The sequence below is a fragment of the Anaerococcus kampingae genome, assembly GCF_046365475.1.
GTDB classification, from domain to species: domain Bacteria; phylum Bacillota; class Clostridia; order Tissierellales; family Peptoniphilaceae; genus Anaerococcus; species Anaerococcus kampingae.
This window is the reverse complement of sequence record NZ_JBGMEF010000033.1, coordinates 24,992-41,815: the sequence shown is the minus strand read 5'-3', so window position 1 is coordinate 41,815 and position 16,824 is coordinate 24,992. Positions and strand designations below refer to the sequence as shown.

Sequence of the window (16,824 nt, the reverse complement as noted above, 5' to 3'; positions counted from 1 at the left end):
TTCTCATGGAGAATCGCACTATTCTCTTTATTCCTTGAGCATGTCAAGGGCTTTATAAGAGGTCGCTCTCTTACCATAATTATATTATTAGTTATTATTTTTGCAAGTCTTATCTCACTTATACAAATATTTCTTAAGCTTCCTATAAATAAGGCTTGTCGCCAAAAGGCCCTTAACAATAGAGGTAGCACTCATAGCAATCCACACTCCGTAGACCCCTACCAGAGGCATAAGAACAATTGCTATAGGGACCCTAAAGATATTTGAAAGGACCCCAAGGGCCGCCGGAGTCTTGGTATCACTCATTCCATTAAAACATCCTGCCAGGCCAATTTCTACAGACATGAAGACTTGGGAAAGACCTAGAATAAATAAATAAGCAGCACCAAGCTTAATTGCCTCCCCATCTCCAGGTGTAAAAATACTGAAAAGTTTAAACCTAAAAATAATTAGGACAAGACTTGCCACAAAGCCGATAAAGGCCACAAGTTTGAAGGATTCTTTTATAGAGTCTCTCACTCTCTCCTTATTTTCCGCCCCATAATTTTGTGCCACAAGGGCCTGGATTCCAACCTGGATACCCTCGGTTGTATTCCATGAAATAGACTCAAGCTGAGCTCCGATTGAAGCAACAGCAACAGGTTTTGGTCCAAAAGATGACATAAACCTATTAAGAACCATAGAAATAGTCGCATGGAAGGCTGAAAGTGTAGCCGCAGGAAGTCCCAGCTTAAAAATCTCAAGCTGCCAATTTTCCCTATAATCAATCTCCTTAAGGGCTGACTTGATTATCCCATCCTTAGAAAAGACAACAATTAAATAAATAGCAACCACCACAAACTGGCTAAAAACCGTGGCAATTGCAGCACCCTTAGCCCCAAGTCCAGGAATTGGGCCAAAGCCAAAGATAAGAACAGGGTCAAGAATAATATTAATCACAAGACCAACAGCATTAATCACAAAAGGAGTAAAGGAATCCCCCAAGGATGTGAAAGACTGGGTAAGCATGGGTCCAATGAAAAATAAAATCATACCAAGAGCCACCACAAAGAAATAATCCTTAGCACAGGCCTCTGCTACATCTCCCAGCTTATAAAACTCAATAAAAACATTCTTTACAAGCAAGCAAAAAGTTGTAAAAACAAGACCCATAATAAGAGCCTGGATAAAGCCGTTATTAATAATCCTAATCGTCTCATCTTCCCTATCAGACCCATAGGCCTGGGAAGCATAAACTCCCATCCCTACCTTAGGAATAAGGACAATAGAATTGCCAATCCAAAAAATAAAGCCTGCAATCCCAACACCTGCCACAGCATCAGTACCAAGCCTAGCAATCCAAATCGTATCTACAAAACCATAGGCAATCTGAATAAAGGCAGTAAGGGCAAGCGGCAAGGACAGGCGAAGGAGGGTAGGCCTAATCTCCCCTGTCAATAAATTTACTTTCCTATTCATAAGTCAACCTTTCTATATATCTAATCTAATTTTATTATCATACTAATAAAAAAGGCAATTGTCATATTTTTTCTAAGATGTATATTGTAGATATGACAAATAGAGAAAAAATGCAAGCAGGCGACCTTTATAAGGTAGATGAAGATCTCCAAATTTCCCTATCAGCCTGCTGGGAAAAATTATTAAAATTCAATAAGTCAAAATCCTACCAAGAAATGCAGGCCAATCTTAAAGTTATCCTAGGAAAAATCGGTGAAGGCTCGCAAATCCTCCCACCCTTCAGATGCAATTATGGAAATCACATCGAAATAGGCCAAAACTCCTTCATAAACTTCGGAGTAGCCATGATAGATGTAGGCAAAATAATAATAGGAAATCACGTCCTAATAGGACCAAACACCGGCATCTACACAGCCATCCACCCCACAGATCCAGAAATTAGGGCTAAGGGTATCCAAAAGGCAAGGCCAATAATAATAGAAGATAAGGCCTGGATAGGAGGATCTGTAACACTCCTTCCTGGAGTAAAAATCGGTTATGGAGCAATAGTAGGGGCAGGGTCTGTAGTCATAAAAGATGTACCATCCATGACCATAGTCGCAGGCAACCCTGCAAGGGTAATCAGGGAAATCAACGAAGAAGACAAGAAATATTGGCATGGAAAGTATGAGGAGTATTTGAGATATATTGGGGAGTGATTTAGAAGCCCCAATATAAAAAGTAAACAATAATCTTGAAATTTAAATCTCTAAATTATTATTTACTTTTATGATTATTTACACAACAGATAACATATTGTATAACCTGAGACATCTTATATCTTCTTTGTTTACCTTAAGGCTACTTTCAAATTCTTTGCTGTATTTAATCTCTTCTTTTGAGATTAACATTTTTGAAGCACAAGGCATCATAGGCCTAGTAGAAAACCCTGACCACAATGACCACTTTGTTTCACTATCAAGAAATGATGCCGGTATCTGTATTATAGCTTTTTCCATTGGGGTATCCCTATTTGTTAAAATAATATTCGATTTAGCATCAAAGTGTTCAATGTAGCCCGAATAGGTGTTCTCGCAAACTTGATAGGTTTCGCTATCGCTGTAGTTCATATACATGCTAACCCTATAGTTATTATCTTCTACTTTCGAATTTATATTCACCCTGGATCTAATTATTTTATTATTTCTTCCATCATAACTATAAGTATAGAGGCGAGTCAAATTTCTAAAAAATGCTGGTAGTTCTTTTTTCTTATCTTCTAATATGTATTCGTCTTTATAAAATAGTAACTTTTCAACATTAATTTCAAATACATCTGCTATAGCATACAGGCTTTCAACATCTATCTGTATCTGTCCAGTTTCATATTTGGATATTGTAGATTTAGACTTATATACCTTCTTTGATAGGTCTTCTAGGGTCATATTTTTTATTTTTCTGTACATTCTTATCTTAGCACCCACTTCTTTATTAATATCTGTTTTCATTTTTACCTCTTTTCTTATAAATCAACTTTTTGTGGGAAAACATTTTTAAATTTTTATATTAATAACATTCTATCCTAATATCATCATTTTTTCCACTCATACGATACTTTTTCTAAAATAAGTTTCTTCATAAGAAAATATTAAGGTTTTGACTATTGAAAATTTACTTGATATACTTTTAATCAATAGAAAAACGTTAACATGTAGAAAGGATTGATTATGTACAATTTTAACGAAATAATTGATAGAGCAAACACAAACGCCATGAAATTAGAAGGATATAAATCTTATATTTTTGGAGCCGATGACAGTTTTGAGTTACCATTTAAAGACAACGAATTTATTCACATGTGGGTAGCAGATATGGAATGGGCTATAGCTCCAGAGATAATAGAGGCTATAAAAGAAAGAGCTGATAAGAAAATACTTGGTTATACTGCCAATATTGATAACACCTTATTTAATGCCGTAAGTAATTGGTGTAAGAATAGATATGATTGGGATATTAATAGAGAAGAATTCGTAACTAGTGATGGTGTAGTAACAGCCATAGAAAGGATAATCGAATACGCCGTACCAGAAGATAAAAAAGTTCTATTTAACACACCTGCATATGGGCAGTTTGCTCTTGCTAGCGAAAGAGTTGGAAGAGAGTATATCACAAGCAAATTAATACACAACAACGATGGCACTTATGATATAGACTTTGAAGATCTTGATGAAAAAATGGGAAGAGATGATGTTGAATTATTTATCCTATGCTCTCCTCATAATCCAACAGGTAGGATTTGGACAAAGGAAGAGCTAGAGAAGCTTGCAAAACTTATCAAAAAACATAATATTTGGGTCATATCCGATGAAATCCACTGTGATATAAGAAGGGCTGATGCACCAAAACACGTACCATTCGCAAAAATACTTAAAGATTATGATAAAATGACAACTTGTATGGCTACATCAAAAACATTTAATTTAGCTGGGCTTCAACAATCAGCAATCTTTATAAGAAATAAAGAAGTAAGAGATATATGGAACTATAAATATATGAATCTACTAAATCCATTGAGTAACGCAGGAACAATTGCAGCTTACACTAAAGGTGAAGCATGGCTTGATGAAATGACAGCTTATCTAGATGACAACTTTAAATTTATGGAAGAATTTATCGAGAAAAACTTAAATAAGACTGTAGTTACTAAATCAGATACAACCTACCTAGGTTGGGTAGACTTCAGGAATTATTTTGAAGATGATGAAGATGTTGAGCTATTCTTCGCTAAAATAGCAGGCGTCCTAATCGAAGCTGATAAATCCTTCGTAGAACATGCAAAGGGAATGGTAAGACTAAACCTAGCTTGTCCTAGATCATATCTAAAAGAAGGTCTTGAGAGAATGGCAGATGCACTTAATAATAAGCACAATGAAAAATTTACCGATAAAAGATAGAGAAAAGTCAACTTAATTATTATTTAGATAGTGGAGGTAGAAATATGGCTTTAGAAAACAAAACAATAATTGACTCAGTTGTAGAAGAAAAAGAATTTCTAGTTAATACAAGAAGACATCTACATGAAAATCCTGAACTATCTGGAGAAGAATTTGAAACTAGCAAGTTCTTGAAAAATGAATGTCAAAAATTAGGTCTTGATATACACAATGTAGACGGAACAGGATTTTATGCAATACTTGATACAGGAAGAGAAGGAAAAACCATAGGATTAAGAGCTGATATAGACGCTCTTCCTGTTAAAGAAAATAATCTAAACTTAAAAAATAATAGGGTGTGTAAATCTAAAGTAGATGGTGTATTCCACGCTTGTGGACATGATGGTCATATGGCTATTAGCCTAGCTACAGCAAGAATTCTAACTAAGCATAAAGATAAGCTTAATGGAAAAATCATCTTTATATTTGAAGAAGGTGAAGAAACAGGGGTAGGCATAGATAAAATGATTAAAGCCCTTGAAAAAGAAAAAATTGATGCCTTCTATAGTAACCATCTAGTTTCTTTTCTTGATACAGGAAAAATTTATATAGGAGATGGTCCAGTAATGGCTGGTTGTGCTTTGGTTGATTTCACAATTAAAGGTAAGGGCGGTCATGGATCCAGGCCTGACCTATCCATAAGCCCAATATTTGCTGCAGCAAATGTTCTAACCGGCCTAGCATCAGCTTGGGCTAATAGAGTCGATGTTACAAAAACTGTTACTTTAGGACTAGGCTCTATAAATGGCGGTAGCGCAGCAAACGTTATACCTGATACTGTAAATATAACAGGTACACTAAGATATTTTGATCTTGAAGAGGGAAATAAAGCGGTTGGAATATTAAAGAAAGTCGGAAGACTAACAACCGAAGCGCACGATTGTGAGTTTATAGCAAATAAAATAAACGTAGTAGCTTCACCTGTAATAAATGATTTAGCCTTAGCAAAACTTGCCAGAAAATCAATTTCAAGTGTTCTAGGAGATAACTATCTAGCATACGATTCAAACTGGTTTGCGTCAGAATCATTCTCAAAGTATGGAAGCTTAGCCCCAAGCTTGTTCGCCCTTGTAGGGACTAAAAACGATATTATAGGTTCAGGTGCCGAACACCATAACGAATACTTTGATCTAGATGAGGAAAGCTTGTATTATGCTACCTGTTCGATGGTTAAATTTACATCAGAATATTTGAATAATAACTAGGAGAAATTATGCAAAAGAAAAAAAGAAGTTTTAAATTACCACATATACTTTATATAGTATTGGGTCTTTTGGTTGTGATGAGCTTGTTGACATATATTATACCAGCAGGTCAATTTGGAGTTGATTCTAATGGTAACATAAATGCTAACGAATTTAATTATCTTGGTAAGCAAACACCAGTAAGTCTAGTAGATCTGTTTTATATGATTGCCGGAGGACTTGCAGCAGCTTCAGGTACTATTTGGATTGTATTAATATCTGGAGCTAATATGGAAGTTGTTCTAGATACAAAAGCGATTGATAACGTTCTAAACTATGCAACAGTTAAACTTAAAAACAAATCATCAACTGTATTAGTTCCTATCCTATACTTTCTAATACTTACAATTGCTGCTTTTGCATCTACAGATGCACTAATAGCGGTTGTTCCTATAGGAGTATTGTTTGCTAAAAAGCTTAGGTTAGACCCTATGGCAGCCCTTGCTGTATCATTCTTCCCATCTGTAATAGGCTTTGGTCTTGGAATAACTATAAGGGTAATACCAATTCAAGGCTTGTTCGGAATAGCTCCTCTATCTGGATTTGGCGTAAGAGTTCTTATTCTGTATGGATTCGGACTTATTGGTTACTTATTCTCTTCATCATATATAAAGAAAATTCAAAAAGATTCATCACTTTCTATAATGAGTGATACAAACTGGCAAACAGAGTTTGTATTACATGATGAAGATGATAGTGAACATCATATTACTCCAGTTAGGTCATTTATTGTACTTGGCATACTACTAGCTCAATATTTACTATTAGTTGTTTATCTATTCGTTTCTGCTGATAGACCTATAGAATTTATGACAGCTTATTTCTTAGTCTTTTCATTTATTCTCGGAAAAGCTGGTGGATTGACTTTTGACGAAATAGCTGTAAGTATAACAAAGGGAATCTCCAACATGGCTCTTGTCGGCTTTATTATAGGCCTTGCATCAACTATGCAAGCTGTAATGGTTAATGGAAATATAATGGACACTATAGTTTATGGAATTACAAGACCATTAATGGAACTAAATAAATCTTTATCAGCTGTTGGAATAACAGCAGTAATAACCATTATAAACCCATTAATACCTTCTGCTATGGCAAAGGGTGCTGCTCTTGTTCCAATTGTTTCTCCACTAGCAAACGCTCTTGGTATTGATCAACAAATCGCTTGTCAAGCTTTCTTATTTGGCGATAGCTTTACTAATATGATTTCACCTGCTTTAGGTTGGACTATGGGAGCATTAGCAATTGCTGGGGTTCCATATAACAAATGGGTGAAATGGGTGATTAAGCCGCTAATTTGTTTAGTACTCGCTGCATTTGTAGTTATTTATTTATTAAATACAATTGGATGGACAGGATTATAATAAAATATAAACTTATAGTCAACACTGGAGATGATGTTTAATTAAATAAAAATCGTGTAGTTATTATTCGGTAAATAATTTTAACTACACGATTTTTTTAAATAGATTCATATCAAGTGAAGCTGCAACCTATAACAAAACTTGAATGACCACCTATCTTAGGTTAAACTTATAATTGTAAATTAAGGAGTCTTTATGAGTACTAAAAATTCGGACCTTTATCCCAATTTAGGTCTTTCTGATATTATTAAAATTTTAGGTGACAAAGACCGTAAACGTTTGGCTTTGGAGGATTTTTCTTCTTGTGGAGTGGAGACCCTCTCTAATCTTTCTTATAAGTCTGATGGAAACATGTACCATGATTTTGATATTTATTATGATAATTCCAACTACGAGCCACTTCCGACAATTATTATCGTCCACGGTGGTGGGCTTATTTATGGTAAGAAAGAAGTTAATAAAAATTTAGGGATTTCTTTTGCTCAAAAGGATTTTAATGTGGTTAATATCAACTATAGGCTCCTTCCAGATGTGACTTTTGCTGACCAGATAAAAGACGTGGTGGATGCTTTTTCTTATATTTATGAAAATTCTTCTAGACTTAAGCTAGGTAAAGAAAAGATTTTTATTTTGTCGGATTCGGCTGGTTCTCTTTTATCACTAGCAGCTTTCGCTCTTATGAAAGATAAGAAGTTTAGTGAAATTTTTGAAATTTCTGCTAATGCCCTTCCTATTTCTGCCATAGCCTTCATTTCACCGATGACTGGTCTTGTGAAGTCGGGCTCTCTTTCGCTTATTAATGAACCTGCAAGGCGAAATCTATCCAAAAATCAAATTCCTTTTTTAGATAATATCCTGCTGGCTTTAGAAAATACGACTCTTCCTCCTTCTATAATTATTACTAGCGAGAAAGATTTTATTAGAAATCAGGCTCTTTCTCTCAAAAATCTTCTGGATTCAAAAAATATCAAGAACAAATTTTTAGATTTTAAGAAAAATCCCTCATATCAATTAGGCCACGGTTTTGCTATTTCTCATCCTCAGCTCGCTGAGAGTAAGCTTGTCCTTGATGAGATTGGTGAATTTTTCAATAACATTTAAGAGGCTTAGGTCTCTTTTTTATTTACTTTTATGTAAAATGGAGTTTTTCAAGCAATTCCTACCACTTATAATAATTTCATCACTTATTTTCACTATCTTAGCCATGATTGGAATAAGAAGAAAAGATAACAGCAAGTACTTCGGTATAGGTGAGGAATCAACAGAGCATAACTCACTTAAGGAATATTTCTCAATTCTCAAGGGCAATAAACCACTAAAAATCCTTGCCCTATGCGGAGCCTTAGTTAAGTTTTCTTTAAGCTTAGTATCTGACCAAAACTTCCTTGCTATATTCTTTGGTATCCTACTTGGTAACTACATGCTAGCAGGCGATGTATCAGTTTGGTCAATAGCTCCACAGCTATTATTTGTATTCCTATTTACAAGATTAGCTCAAAAGAAGGACTTAAAGACATCATATAAGTTTTCAGCAACCATAGCTACAGTCGCTTTAGCAATTGTCCTTGGTCTTTTATTTGTAACACCTGATACAACAACACTTTCAAATATGTCTTTTGTATCAATAGTATTCATCGCACTTTGGATTCTAGCTAGAATAGCTGGTGGCTATCCATCATCCATAGTTCTAACAATGAGTGCTGATATAACTGACTATGTCACAGCTAAGACAGGTAAGTTCGCTCCAGGTCTAATAGGAACAATCTTCTCCCTAACAGACTCAATATCATCATCCATAGCCCCAGTAGTAATAGGATGGGTTGTAGCTTTAATGGGCTTTAAAGATGCCTATCCACAACCAGGAGACGCCCTAACACCAGCAATCTATAAGGGTGGTCTAATACTTATCGGAATAGCCTTCCTTACTCTACTAGTGACAATGATCTTAATTAGATTCTATCCACTAGATAGAAAAGAAATGGAACTTATAGCAGAAGATATAGCTGTAAGAAAAGAAATCAAAAAAGAAGGTCTTACAGAAGAAGAACGTAATGACATCAAAGTAGAAGTAGTAGAAGACGGTATAAAAACAGAATTTAATGAAAATGATTTAAATCTATAAAGATTATTAGAGGAGCTTTGGGCTCCTCTTTTTTGCACCTATAAATTTTCTAAAATTCTTAACAAGTCAATATAAAATTCTACCCTCTTAAAAAAATTGGGAAAAGGCTTGACAAGGATTTCAAAAGATAATATTCTATAAGGGTAGTAAGCGGTTACATTATTGAAATTATAATATAAACCTATTATACATATTACAAACCGCAAATATATATTAAGGAGAAAAAATGGACGAGAAAAAATTATACGTCGACGGTCATGAAACCGAAACCTACCACACAGCCAAGATGTGGGAAATTGCTCTATTTTCATTAAACAACAGTGCATCAAACTTCTACCTCTTTGCCTTTGGTTTCTTAGGTTTCTACGCAACAGGTGTTGCAGGAATGACAACAGTACTCATAGCAAGCGTGCTTGGTCTTGCCAGATTATTTGATGGACTTATAGACCCAGCTATCGGTACAGCAATCGATAATATCAACACAAGATGGGGACGTTACAGACCTATCATGCTCTTATCAAACATCGGCCTAATCCTATCATTTGTATTCTTATTTAACATACATAGGATGCCAATCCCAACAGTAGTAGCCCTATTTATAGGCTTAATCTTCCACAAGATTGTCTACTCTTTCCAACAAACAGTAACAAAGGCTGCTCAAGCATCCCTAACAAACGACCCAGCCCAAAGACCACTATTTTCAGTCTTTGACTCAATCTTCAACCTAGTAGTATTTACAGGTGGCCAATTATTTGTAACTAGATACCTATTTGCTCAAATTGGCGAATATAACATGGAATTCTACGGCAGATTCCTACCACTACTATGTGCTGTATCATTTGGTTTTACAGTACTTGCTATGTTTGGTATCAGAAGAAAAGATAATGTAAAATACTTCGGTCTTGGTGAAGAATCAGTCGAGAAACAATCATTCAAAGAATACTTCTCTGTACTTAAAGGCAACAAACCACTAGCAGTCCTTGCTTTCTGTGGAGCAATGATTAAATTTGCAGCAACCATGGTAGGAGATCAAAACTTCCTAGCTATATTCTTTGGTATCCTACTTGGTAACTACATGCTAGCAGGTGATGTATCAGCTTGGATAGTAGTGCCACAACTACTATTTGTATTTGGACTAACAAGACTAGCTCAAAAGAAGGACCTCAAAACCTCCTACAAAACTGCAGTATCAATTGCTACAATCGGTCTTGCAGCAGTAATTGGACTTTTATTTGTAACACCAGATACAAGAGTCCTATCTAGCCTCCAAGGCATGTCACTAATATTCATAGCCCTATGGATAATAGCAACAGTAGCACTAAAATACCCAACATCCATAGTCCTAACCATGTCAGCAGACATCACAGACTATGTAACAGCTAAGACAGGCAAATTTGCCCCAGGTCTAATAGGAACAATCTTCTCCCTAACAGACTCAATAGCCTCATCCCTAGCTCCAGTCGTAATAGGCTGGGTAGTAGCAGGCATAGGCTACACAGATGGCTACCCACAACCAGGCGATGCCCTAACACCAGCAATCTACAAGGGCGGCCTAATAATCATGGGCATAATACTTGCAACCTTAGTAGTAACTATGATAGCTATCAGATTCTATCCATTAGATAGAAAAGAAATGGAACTTATAGCAGAAGACATAGCTGTAAGAAAAGAAATCAAAAAAGAAGGTCTTACAGAAGAAGAACGTAATCAAATAAAGATCGAAGTAGAAGAATCCGGAGTAAAAACCGAATTTAAAGAAGACGATTTAATAAAATAAGAATTCAAAAAAAGGAAAGTCATGTGGCTTTCCTTTTTTTTGAATTAAGCAACCTATTAAAAAATAGAGATTTTGTAAAATTTTGTGTATAGAAACCTCCTGATTAGGTTAAAGAAAAACAAATCAGGAGGAATTTATATGCCAAGAAAAAGACCAGAAACAAGAAGAAGCAGAATAGCTAAAATGTTAATTAAAGAATAATAGAATGCTTCAATAGGCAACTAAGAAAAGTAACTAAAAACAAGACCACATTTCCAAATGACTATGCACTAAAAAAATCTTGTATCTAGCAATGGTAGATGCATCAAGCAAATGGACAAGGAGAATACATGGATGGGATTAAATTTTATCCCAATTATAAATATTTTTTAAAGGGAGATTTTAATCAATCACAAAATTGATCATGAAATCAGCTGCAAATTTTCATGAAAATTTTACAATTTATTAAAATGTGTTCAATTAAAAGAAGCTCCATTCCTATAGGAATGGAGAAACATTGATACGTAAGAAATGTATCAACCCTTACCCTTTTATCAGAATTTAAGTTGATACACAAAATTATTTACAGGCCCAAATTTTATATTTTTAATGATGAAAAAAATTTATATTCTAATTCTTGTGACTTTATAAATTTGTTGTTATTCATCTCTATTGAAATAATAAATGCAATAATCAAATCATTTACAATATATTCACCTATATGAGTTTCTAATCCATTATGAGAATCATTTACATCATTAAATAGCCTTCCTGAACATATTGTAAACTCAGATTTCTCAGATAGGCTCGAATTAACATCCGAAGAGATATTAACCTGCCTTACATTATTTCTATAAGCTATATCACTAATTTTAAGTATGCTTTTGGAAAGTCCAGATTTTGAAATATTAATGATGAGATCTTCCTTTGTTAAATTACTAACGTAATTCAATAAATTTTCTATTGAATTAGATGTATATGCATTAATACCTAACCTATTTAATCTGAAATCTAGATCATGTGCTATTGGCATTGTATTCCCAGCAGCACATATTAAAATAGTTTTCGATTCAAAAATTAGTGTTATAAGCTGTTTTATATTATTAATATTCTCTTCATAATTAATTGTATCAATTAGTTCTTTTTTACGATTAAGAAATAACTGAATAGGCTTTTCATTAAAATTCTTAAAATCCGCAACGTTCGCATTATTTAAATCTCTTAGCAATAATATCTTCATTTGATAGAATCCATCATAACCACAATGCTGACACATTCTAACTACAGTTGCATCACTAACTTCAGTTCGAGAAGCTATTTCTTTAACATTCATCAAAGATGCTTCATTCGGATTATTAATAATAAATTCTGCTACTTTTTTTTCAGCTTTAAATAAACTATCATATTTTTCTTTAAATGTTTCAATCACATTATTTTCAGTAAGTTTTGATTTCATAAACACCTCTTATGTAATTATATTACATAAAAAACTATTTTCAAAAAATAAAATTACATTTTATCTTGACTATTCCGAAAAAATTCTGTATACTGTATATATGAAATGATATTTCTTAATAGTTTTGTAATGAGTTTATAAAAAACAATACTACATGGAGGTTATATGAATATTATTGAAATCTTGGATGATAATCTAATTATGGAGAGCTTAGAAGCAAATTCTAAAATTGATGCCCTTGATAAAATGTCTGAAAATTTACTAAAATATGACTACATATCAGATAAAAAAGGTTTTCTTGATGATGTTCTTTATAGAGAGGAACTAGGAACTACAGGGATAGGAAATTACATAGCAATTCCTCATGGCCAAAGTGACTACGTTAAAAAAACTACAATATCAATTGCTAAATTGGTTGATGAAGTAGAATGGGAAACTCTTGATGATAATAATGTTAAGGTCATTGTTTTATTTGTGGTAAAAAACGGAAAAGATTTTTCAGACAATCATCTTAAGCTTCTTTCAGAAGTAGCTTCTTCTCTCGCTAATGATGAAATTTTGAATAAGCTTCTTTCTGCTATAAGCAAAAATGATATTAAAGAATGTTTTGTATAGGTTCTTTATTAAGGAGGTTGCCATGTAATAAATATTTTATACATATTTTATAACTCACATTACTTTGAACATTAAATTATTAAAATTAAAGGAGAAAAAAATGATACTAAATATGAAACAATTATTAAGCGTTGCTAATGAAGAAAAGTTTGCAGTACCTGCATTTAACATCTCTTCTTTACCTATGTTGAATGGTGTTATAGCCACATGCGAAGAATTAAATTCACCTGTAATAATAGAAATTCACCCTGATGAGTTATCATATGTTGGTGATAGCTTTATTAAAACTGTTGTCGATAAAGCAAACAAAACAAAGATACCTGTCGTAATTCACTTGGATCATGGTGCTAACATTCCTCAAGTTGTAAGAGCTATTAAAGATGGTTTTTCTTCCGTAATGATTGACGGTAGTACTTTAAGTTTTAAAGATAATATAGAATTAACAAAAAAGGTGGTAGAAATAGCGCATACTGTTGATGTATCAGTGGAAGCTGAGATTGGAACCATTGGTGCTGAAACAGGAGATGAATATGCAAGCACAAAAGATATAAGATATACCGTGCCAGATGACGCAAAAAAATTTGTGGATGAGACCGGCTGTGATACACTTGCAGTTGCTATAGGAACCGCTCATGGTTTATACCCAAAACATTTCACCCCACATTTGAAGCTCGATTTATTGTCAGAAATTAAGGAGTTAGTAAAAATACCACTTGTATTACATGGCGGTTCATCAAACCCTGATGAAGAAGTTGCTGAAGCTGTAAATAGAGGAATAAATAAAATCAATATTTCATCAGATATAAAACTAGCGTTTTACACAAAATGTAGAGAAGTTTTAGCAAGAAACGAAAATATAAGAGAACCTAACGTAATTTATCCAGAGTGCATTGAATCAATGTCAGAGGTTGTTAAACACAAAGTTAAACTATTTAAATCAAACGATAAAGTTAAATACTATTATTAATTAAAGAAAAGAGGAATATATGAAAATAGCATGCGTTTGTGCTTGTACTTCAGGGATTGCTCATACTTATATAGCCAGAGAAAAATTAAAAAACGCTGCTTCTGAACTTGGTTATACAATAAATATTGAAACTCAAGGTACCATAGGAACTGAGAACAAACTTACAGATCAAATGATTAATGAAGCAGATGTTATTCTATTGGCAGTTGATATTGCTATAACAGGAAAAGAAAGATTTAAAGGTAAAAAAGTTGTGACTGTTCCAACAACTTATTGTGTTAAATCTCCTAAGAAATTGTTAGAAACTATAAAAGATAAAATAGATAAATAGGAGTTTATTATGAAAAAATTTCTAAATGAATTGAAGAAACATATTTTAACTGCAATTTCCTACATGTTACCATTAGTAGTTGCTTCTGGTTTACTAATAGCAATTGGAAATTTAACAGGTGGTCAAGTAGTTAAAGAATTTAGTGAATTAACAATACCAAGTGCATTAACAACTTTAGGTGTATTTGGTATGGGTCTATTACCATCATTCATAGCAGGATACACTGCTTATTCAATTGCAGATAGACCGGGAATAGCACCGGGTTTCTTAATGGGACAAATAGCATCATTCCTTGGTGCAGGGTTCCTAGGAGGTATTGTAGGTGGTTTAATTGCTGGTTACATAGCAAAATTCTTGATTGATAATCTAAAAGTACCTAAATGGGCCGAAGCTTTAATGCCTATGCTAATTGTTCCTACCTTAACAGCTATATTTGCTGGACTAATTATGTTTTTTGTAATTGGTCAACCAATCGCATGGATGACATCAAAATTAACTTATTTCATAAAGAATTTAGATAGAACATCTAAAGTTACTTATGGATTCATAATAGGATTTTTAGGCTGCTTAGATTACGGTGGCCCAATTAGCAAAGTTCCAAATCTAATATGTGACGGACTTCTTCTTGAAGGAATTTTAGAGCCAGAAGCTATAAAAGTTCTAGCAGCAATGGTTCCACCAATAGGTGTAACCATATCCTTAGTATGGAGCAAACTATTTAACAAAAGAATTTATAACGATGTTGAAGTTGAAAATATTAAAGTTGCTTTTCCTATGGGATTGTGTATGATTTCAGAAGGTGTAATTCCTATTGCCATGAACGACTTAGTTAGAACAGTTTTTTGTACTTCCATAGGATGTGGAGTCACAGGAGCGATCAGCTTTAGTATGGATGTAGGAAGCCCAGTGCCATCTGGTGGAGTTTTTGTAATTCCAGCAATGACAAGGCCTGGTATGGCTGTATTAGCTTTATTAGCAGGTTCCTTAGTTACTTCAGTATTACTAATTTTGACAAAGAAAAAAATAACCAAAGAAGAAGCATCAAGAAATAATGATACATTTGAAGATGAAGACTTCAATTTTGATGATATACAAATTTCACAAGCTTAAAATAGTAGATTAAAATTAATATAAATCGAGTAGGAGGTAAATGATTAATTCATCTACCGACCTCTCACACCACCGTACGTACGGTTCCATATACGGCGGTTCTACAGTTTAATAAGAACTTTATTGTAATAGCTGATTAGGGATATATAGACCCTTTCAGCTATTCTTTTGTTGTTAAGAGCTCTGCTTAGTACTGGTCTTTTGGCTATCCTCCAATAGGATTTGCGTGTGTTTGCCCATTGACAAGCTTGAAATTTTGCTATTCCTAACTTTACTAAGTTTGTAAATTTGGTTTTTACTTTCTTCCAGCCTTTCCATGCACACATTCTGATTCTTCTTCTTAACCATTCTCTAGAGTTTGAATATGATTTTTCATATTTGCCAGTTTGAAATATCTCGGATAGTAAAATTAATCCAGACACTTTTAAATGAAATAAAAAGCCATTTATGATACACTTAAATTACACAAAAAACATTAAGGAGTATCAAAATAGCTTACAATCATCTTACCATAAATGAAATAAATAAGATAGAGGTACTAAGAAAAGAGGACTATTCTTCTAGAAGAATAGCAAAAATTTTAGGTTTTCATCACTCCACAATATCTAGAGAATTAAAAAGGTGTGAAAATGATTATGAAGCTGTCTATGCTCAAAAAGATAAGGTTAAAAAATCATCATCTAAAGGAAGAAAACCAAAATTTGATGATAATATCACCAAATGCATATCGGAAAAACTTCATAAGAAGTGGTCTCCTGAGCAAATAGCAAACACTGTATGTAAAGATATAGTATGCTTTAAAACAATATATAATTGGATTTATTCAGGAATTATAGATTTTGATATTTCCAAACTAAGAATAAAAGGAAAATCAAGAAAAGCCAAAGAAACAAGAGGTAGATTTAACATTGGTAAATCAATAAATAAAAGACCTAAAGAAGTTAAAAAAAGGAATAAATTTGTTCACTGGGAATTAGATACAATTGTGTCATCCAGAGGTAAATGTAAAGGTTGCCTAGCAACATTTGTAGAAAGAAAAACTAAATTTTACATAGCCTTACCTATGATAGATCGAAGTAAAAATTCTATGCTAGAAGCAATTGACAAGCTAATTAAATCTTTACCATTAGAAGCTTTAAATACTTTCACATCTGACAGAAGCAAAGAATTTGCTTGTTATGAAGATGTTGAAAAACGAGGGATGAATTTTTATTTTGCTGATGCATACTCAGCATGGCAAAGAGGTAGTAACGAAAATTCTAATGGTTTGTTAAGGGAATATTACCCTAAGAAAACAGATTTATCTAAAATATCTATTAATGAGCTGATTAAAAACTTAATGGAGCTTAATACCAGACCTAGAAAATGTCTAGAATATCAAACTCCATTTAATTTATTTATGCATGAACTTAGTTTGGTTTAGGTGTTG

General features: G+C 33.5%; 16 protein-coding genes and 1 pseudogene. 13 read left to right on the top strand and 4 right to left on the bottom strand.

Annotated elements, in window-relative coordinates; all coding sequences use genetic code 11:
• Window positions 1–114: 114 nt before the first annotated feature.
• A complete protein-coding gene (locus ACCQ42_RS08375; RefSeq protein WP_410035908.1) occupies window positions 115–1,458 on the bottom strand; it encodes an MATE family efflux transporter in 1,344 nt (447 codons plus the stop codon).
• 77 nt (window positions 1,459–1,535) lie between these two features.
• Between ACCQ42_RS08375 and ACCQ42_RS08370 the strand changes: the two genes are divergently transcribed.
• Entirely contained in the window at window positions 1,536–2,156 is a 621-nt protein-coding gene (locus tag ACCQ42_RS08370) for a sugar O-acetyltransferase (RefSeq protein ID WP_410035907.1), read from the top strand.
• A gap of 78 nt (window positions 2,157–2,234) precedes the next feature.
• Here ACCQ42_RS08370 and ACCQ42_RS08365 read toward each other — a convergent pair whose 3' ends face one another.
• Window positions 2,235–2,945 (bottom strand): helix-turn-helix domain-containing protein, encoded by a 711-nt coding sequence (locus ACCQ42_RS08365; protein ID WP_410035906.1) that lies wholly within the window; start codon window positions 2,943–2,945, stop codon window positions 2,235–2,237.
• A gap of 219 nt (window positions 2,946–3,164) precedes the next feature.
• Here ACCQ42_RS08365 and ACCQ42_RS08360 point away from each other — a divergent pair, with 219 nt between their 5' ends.
• The 7 genes and pseudogenes from ACCQ42_RS08360 to ACCQ42_RS10285 all read left to right on the top strand — a co-directional run.
• The gene (locus tag ACCQ42_RS08360; RefSeq protein ID WP_410035905.1) at window positions 3,165–4,391 is read left to right on the top strand and encodes a MalY/PatB family protein; all 1,227 of its coding nucleotides are present in this window, start codon (window positions 3,165–3,167) and stop codon (window positions 4,389–4,391) included.
• A gap of 44 nt (window positions 4,392–4,435) precedes the next feature.
• Window positions 4,436–5,635 (top strand): amidohydrolase, encoded by a 1,200-nt coding sequence (locus tag ACCQ42_RS08355; RefSeq protein WP_410035904.1) that lies wholly within the window; start codon window positions 4,436–4,438, stop codon window positions 5,633–5,635.
• Between the two features lie 8 nt (window positions 5,636–5,643).
• Window positions 5,644–7,038 (top strand): AbgT family transporter, encoded by a 1,395-nt coding sequence (locus tag ACCQ42_RS08350; RefSeq protein WP_410035903.1) that lies wholly within the window; start codon window positions 5,644–5,646, stop codon window positions 7,036–7,038.
• Between the two features lie 195 nt (window positions 7,039–7,233).
• On the top strand, window positions 7,234–8,139 hold the full coding sequence (locus ACCQ42_RS08345; RefSeq protein WP_410035902.1) for an alpha/beta hydrolase: 906 nt from the start codon (window positions 7,234–7,236) through the stop codon (window positions 8,137–8,139).
• Between the two features lie 37 nt (window positions 8,140–8,176).
• Window positions 8,177–9,160: an MFS transporter gene (locus ACCQ42_RS08340; RefSeq protein ID WP_410035901.1), complete on the top strand. Its 984-nt coding sequence runs from the start codon at window positions 8,177–8,179 to the stop codon at window positions 9,158–9,160.
• Between the two features lie 226 nt (window positions 9,161–9,386).
• Window positions 9,387–10,937, top strand: a complete 1,551-nt coding sequence (locus tag ACCQ42_RS08335; protein WP_410035900.1) for an MFS transporter — start codon at window positions 9,387–9,389, stop codon at window positions 10,935–10,937.
• Between the two features lie 200 nt (window positions 10,938–11,137).
• Window positions 11,138–11,280: pseudogene (locus ACCQ42_RS10285) on the top strand (transposase); the annotation flags it as partial.
• 234 nt (window positions 11,281–11,514) lie between these two features.
• Here the strand turns inward: ACCQ42_RS10285 and ACCQ42_RS08330 are convergent.
• Window positions 11,515–12,372, bottom strand: a complete 858-nt coding sequence (locus ACCQ42_RS08330) for a MurR/RpiR family transcriptional regulator (RefSeq protein ID WP_265237982.1) — start codon at window positions 12,370–12,372, stop codon at window positions 11,515–11,517.
• A gap of 165 nt (window positions 12,373–12,537) precedes the next feature.
• Between ACCQ42_RS08330 and ACCQ42_RS08325 the strand changes: the two genes are divergently transcribed.
• The 4 genes from ACCQ42_RS08325 (at window position 12,538) to ACCQ42_RS08310 (ending at window position 15,395) form a co-directional block, all read left to right on the top strand.
• Complete coding sequence (locus ACCQ42_RS08325; RefSeq protein WP_265237980.1) at window positions 12,538–12,987, top strand: PTS sugar transporter subunit IIA; 450 nt, start codon at window positions 12,538–12,540, stop codon at window positions 12,985–12,987.
• Between the two features lie 100 nt (window positions 12,988–13,087).
• The gene (locus ACCQ42_RS08320) at window positions 13,088–13,954 is read left to right on the top strand and encodes a ketose-bisphosphate aldolase (RefSeq protein WP_265237978.1); all 867 of its coding nucleotides are present in this window, start codon (window positions 13,088–13,090) and stop codon (window positions 13,952–13,954) included.
• Window positions 13,955–13,973: 19 nt separating this feature from the next.
• Window positions 13,974–14,285: a PTS fructose transporter subunit IIB gene (locus ACCQ42_RS08315; RefSeq protein WP_265237976.1), complete on the top strand. Its 312-nt coding sequence runs from the start codon at window positions 13,974–13,976 to the stop codon at window positions 14,283–14,285.
• Between the two features lie 9 nt (window positions 14,286–14,294).
• On the top strand, window positions 14,295–15,395 hold the full coding sequence (locus tag ACCQ42_RS08310) for a PTS fructose transporter subunit IIC (protein WP_265237974.1): 1,101 nt from the start codon (window positions 14,295–14,297) through the stop codon (window positions 15,393–15,395).
• A gap of 101 nt (window positions 15,396–15,496) precedes the next feature.
• Here ACCQ42_RS08310 and ACCQ42_RS08305 read toward each other — a convergent pair whose 3' ends face one another.
• Window positions 15,497–15,817, bottom strand: coding sequence for a hypothetical protein (locus tag ACCQ42_RS08305; RefSeq protein ID WP_410035899.1), 321 nt, complete (start codon window positions 15,815–15,817; stop codon window positions 15,497–15,499).
• A gap of 68 nt (window positions 15,818–15,885) precedes the next feature.
• Here ACCQ42_RS08305 and ACCQ42_RS08300 point away from each other — a divergent pair, with 68 nt between their 5' ends.
• Entirely contained in the window at window positions 15,886–16,818 is a 933-nt protein-coding gene (locus ACCQ42_RS08300; RefSeq protein WP_265237986.1) for an IS30 family transposase, read from the top strand.
• Window positions 16,819–16,824: the final 6 nt, after the last annotated feature.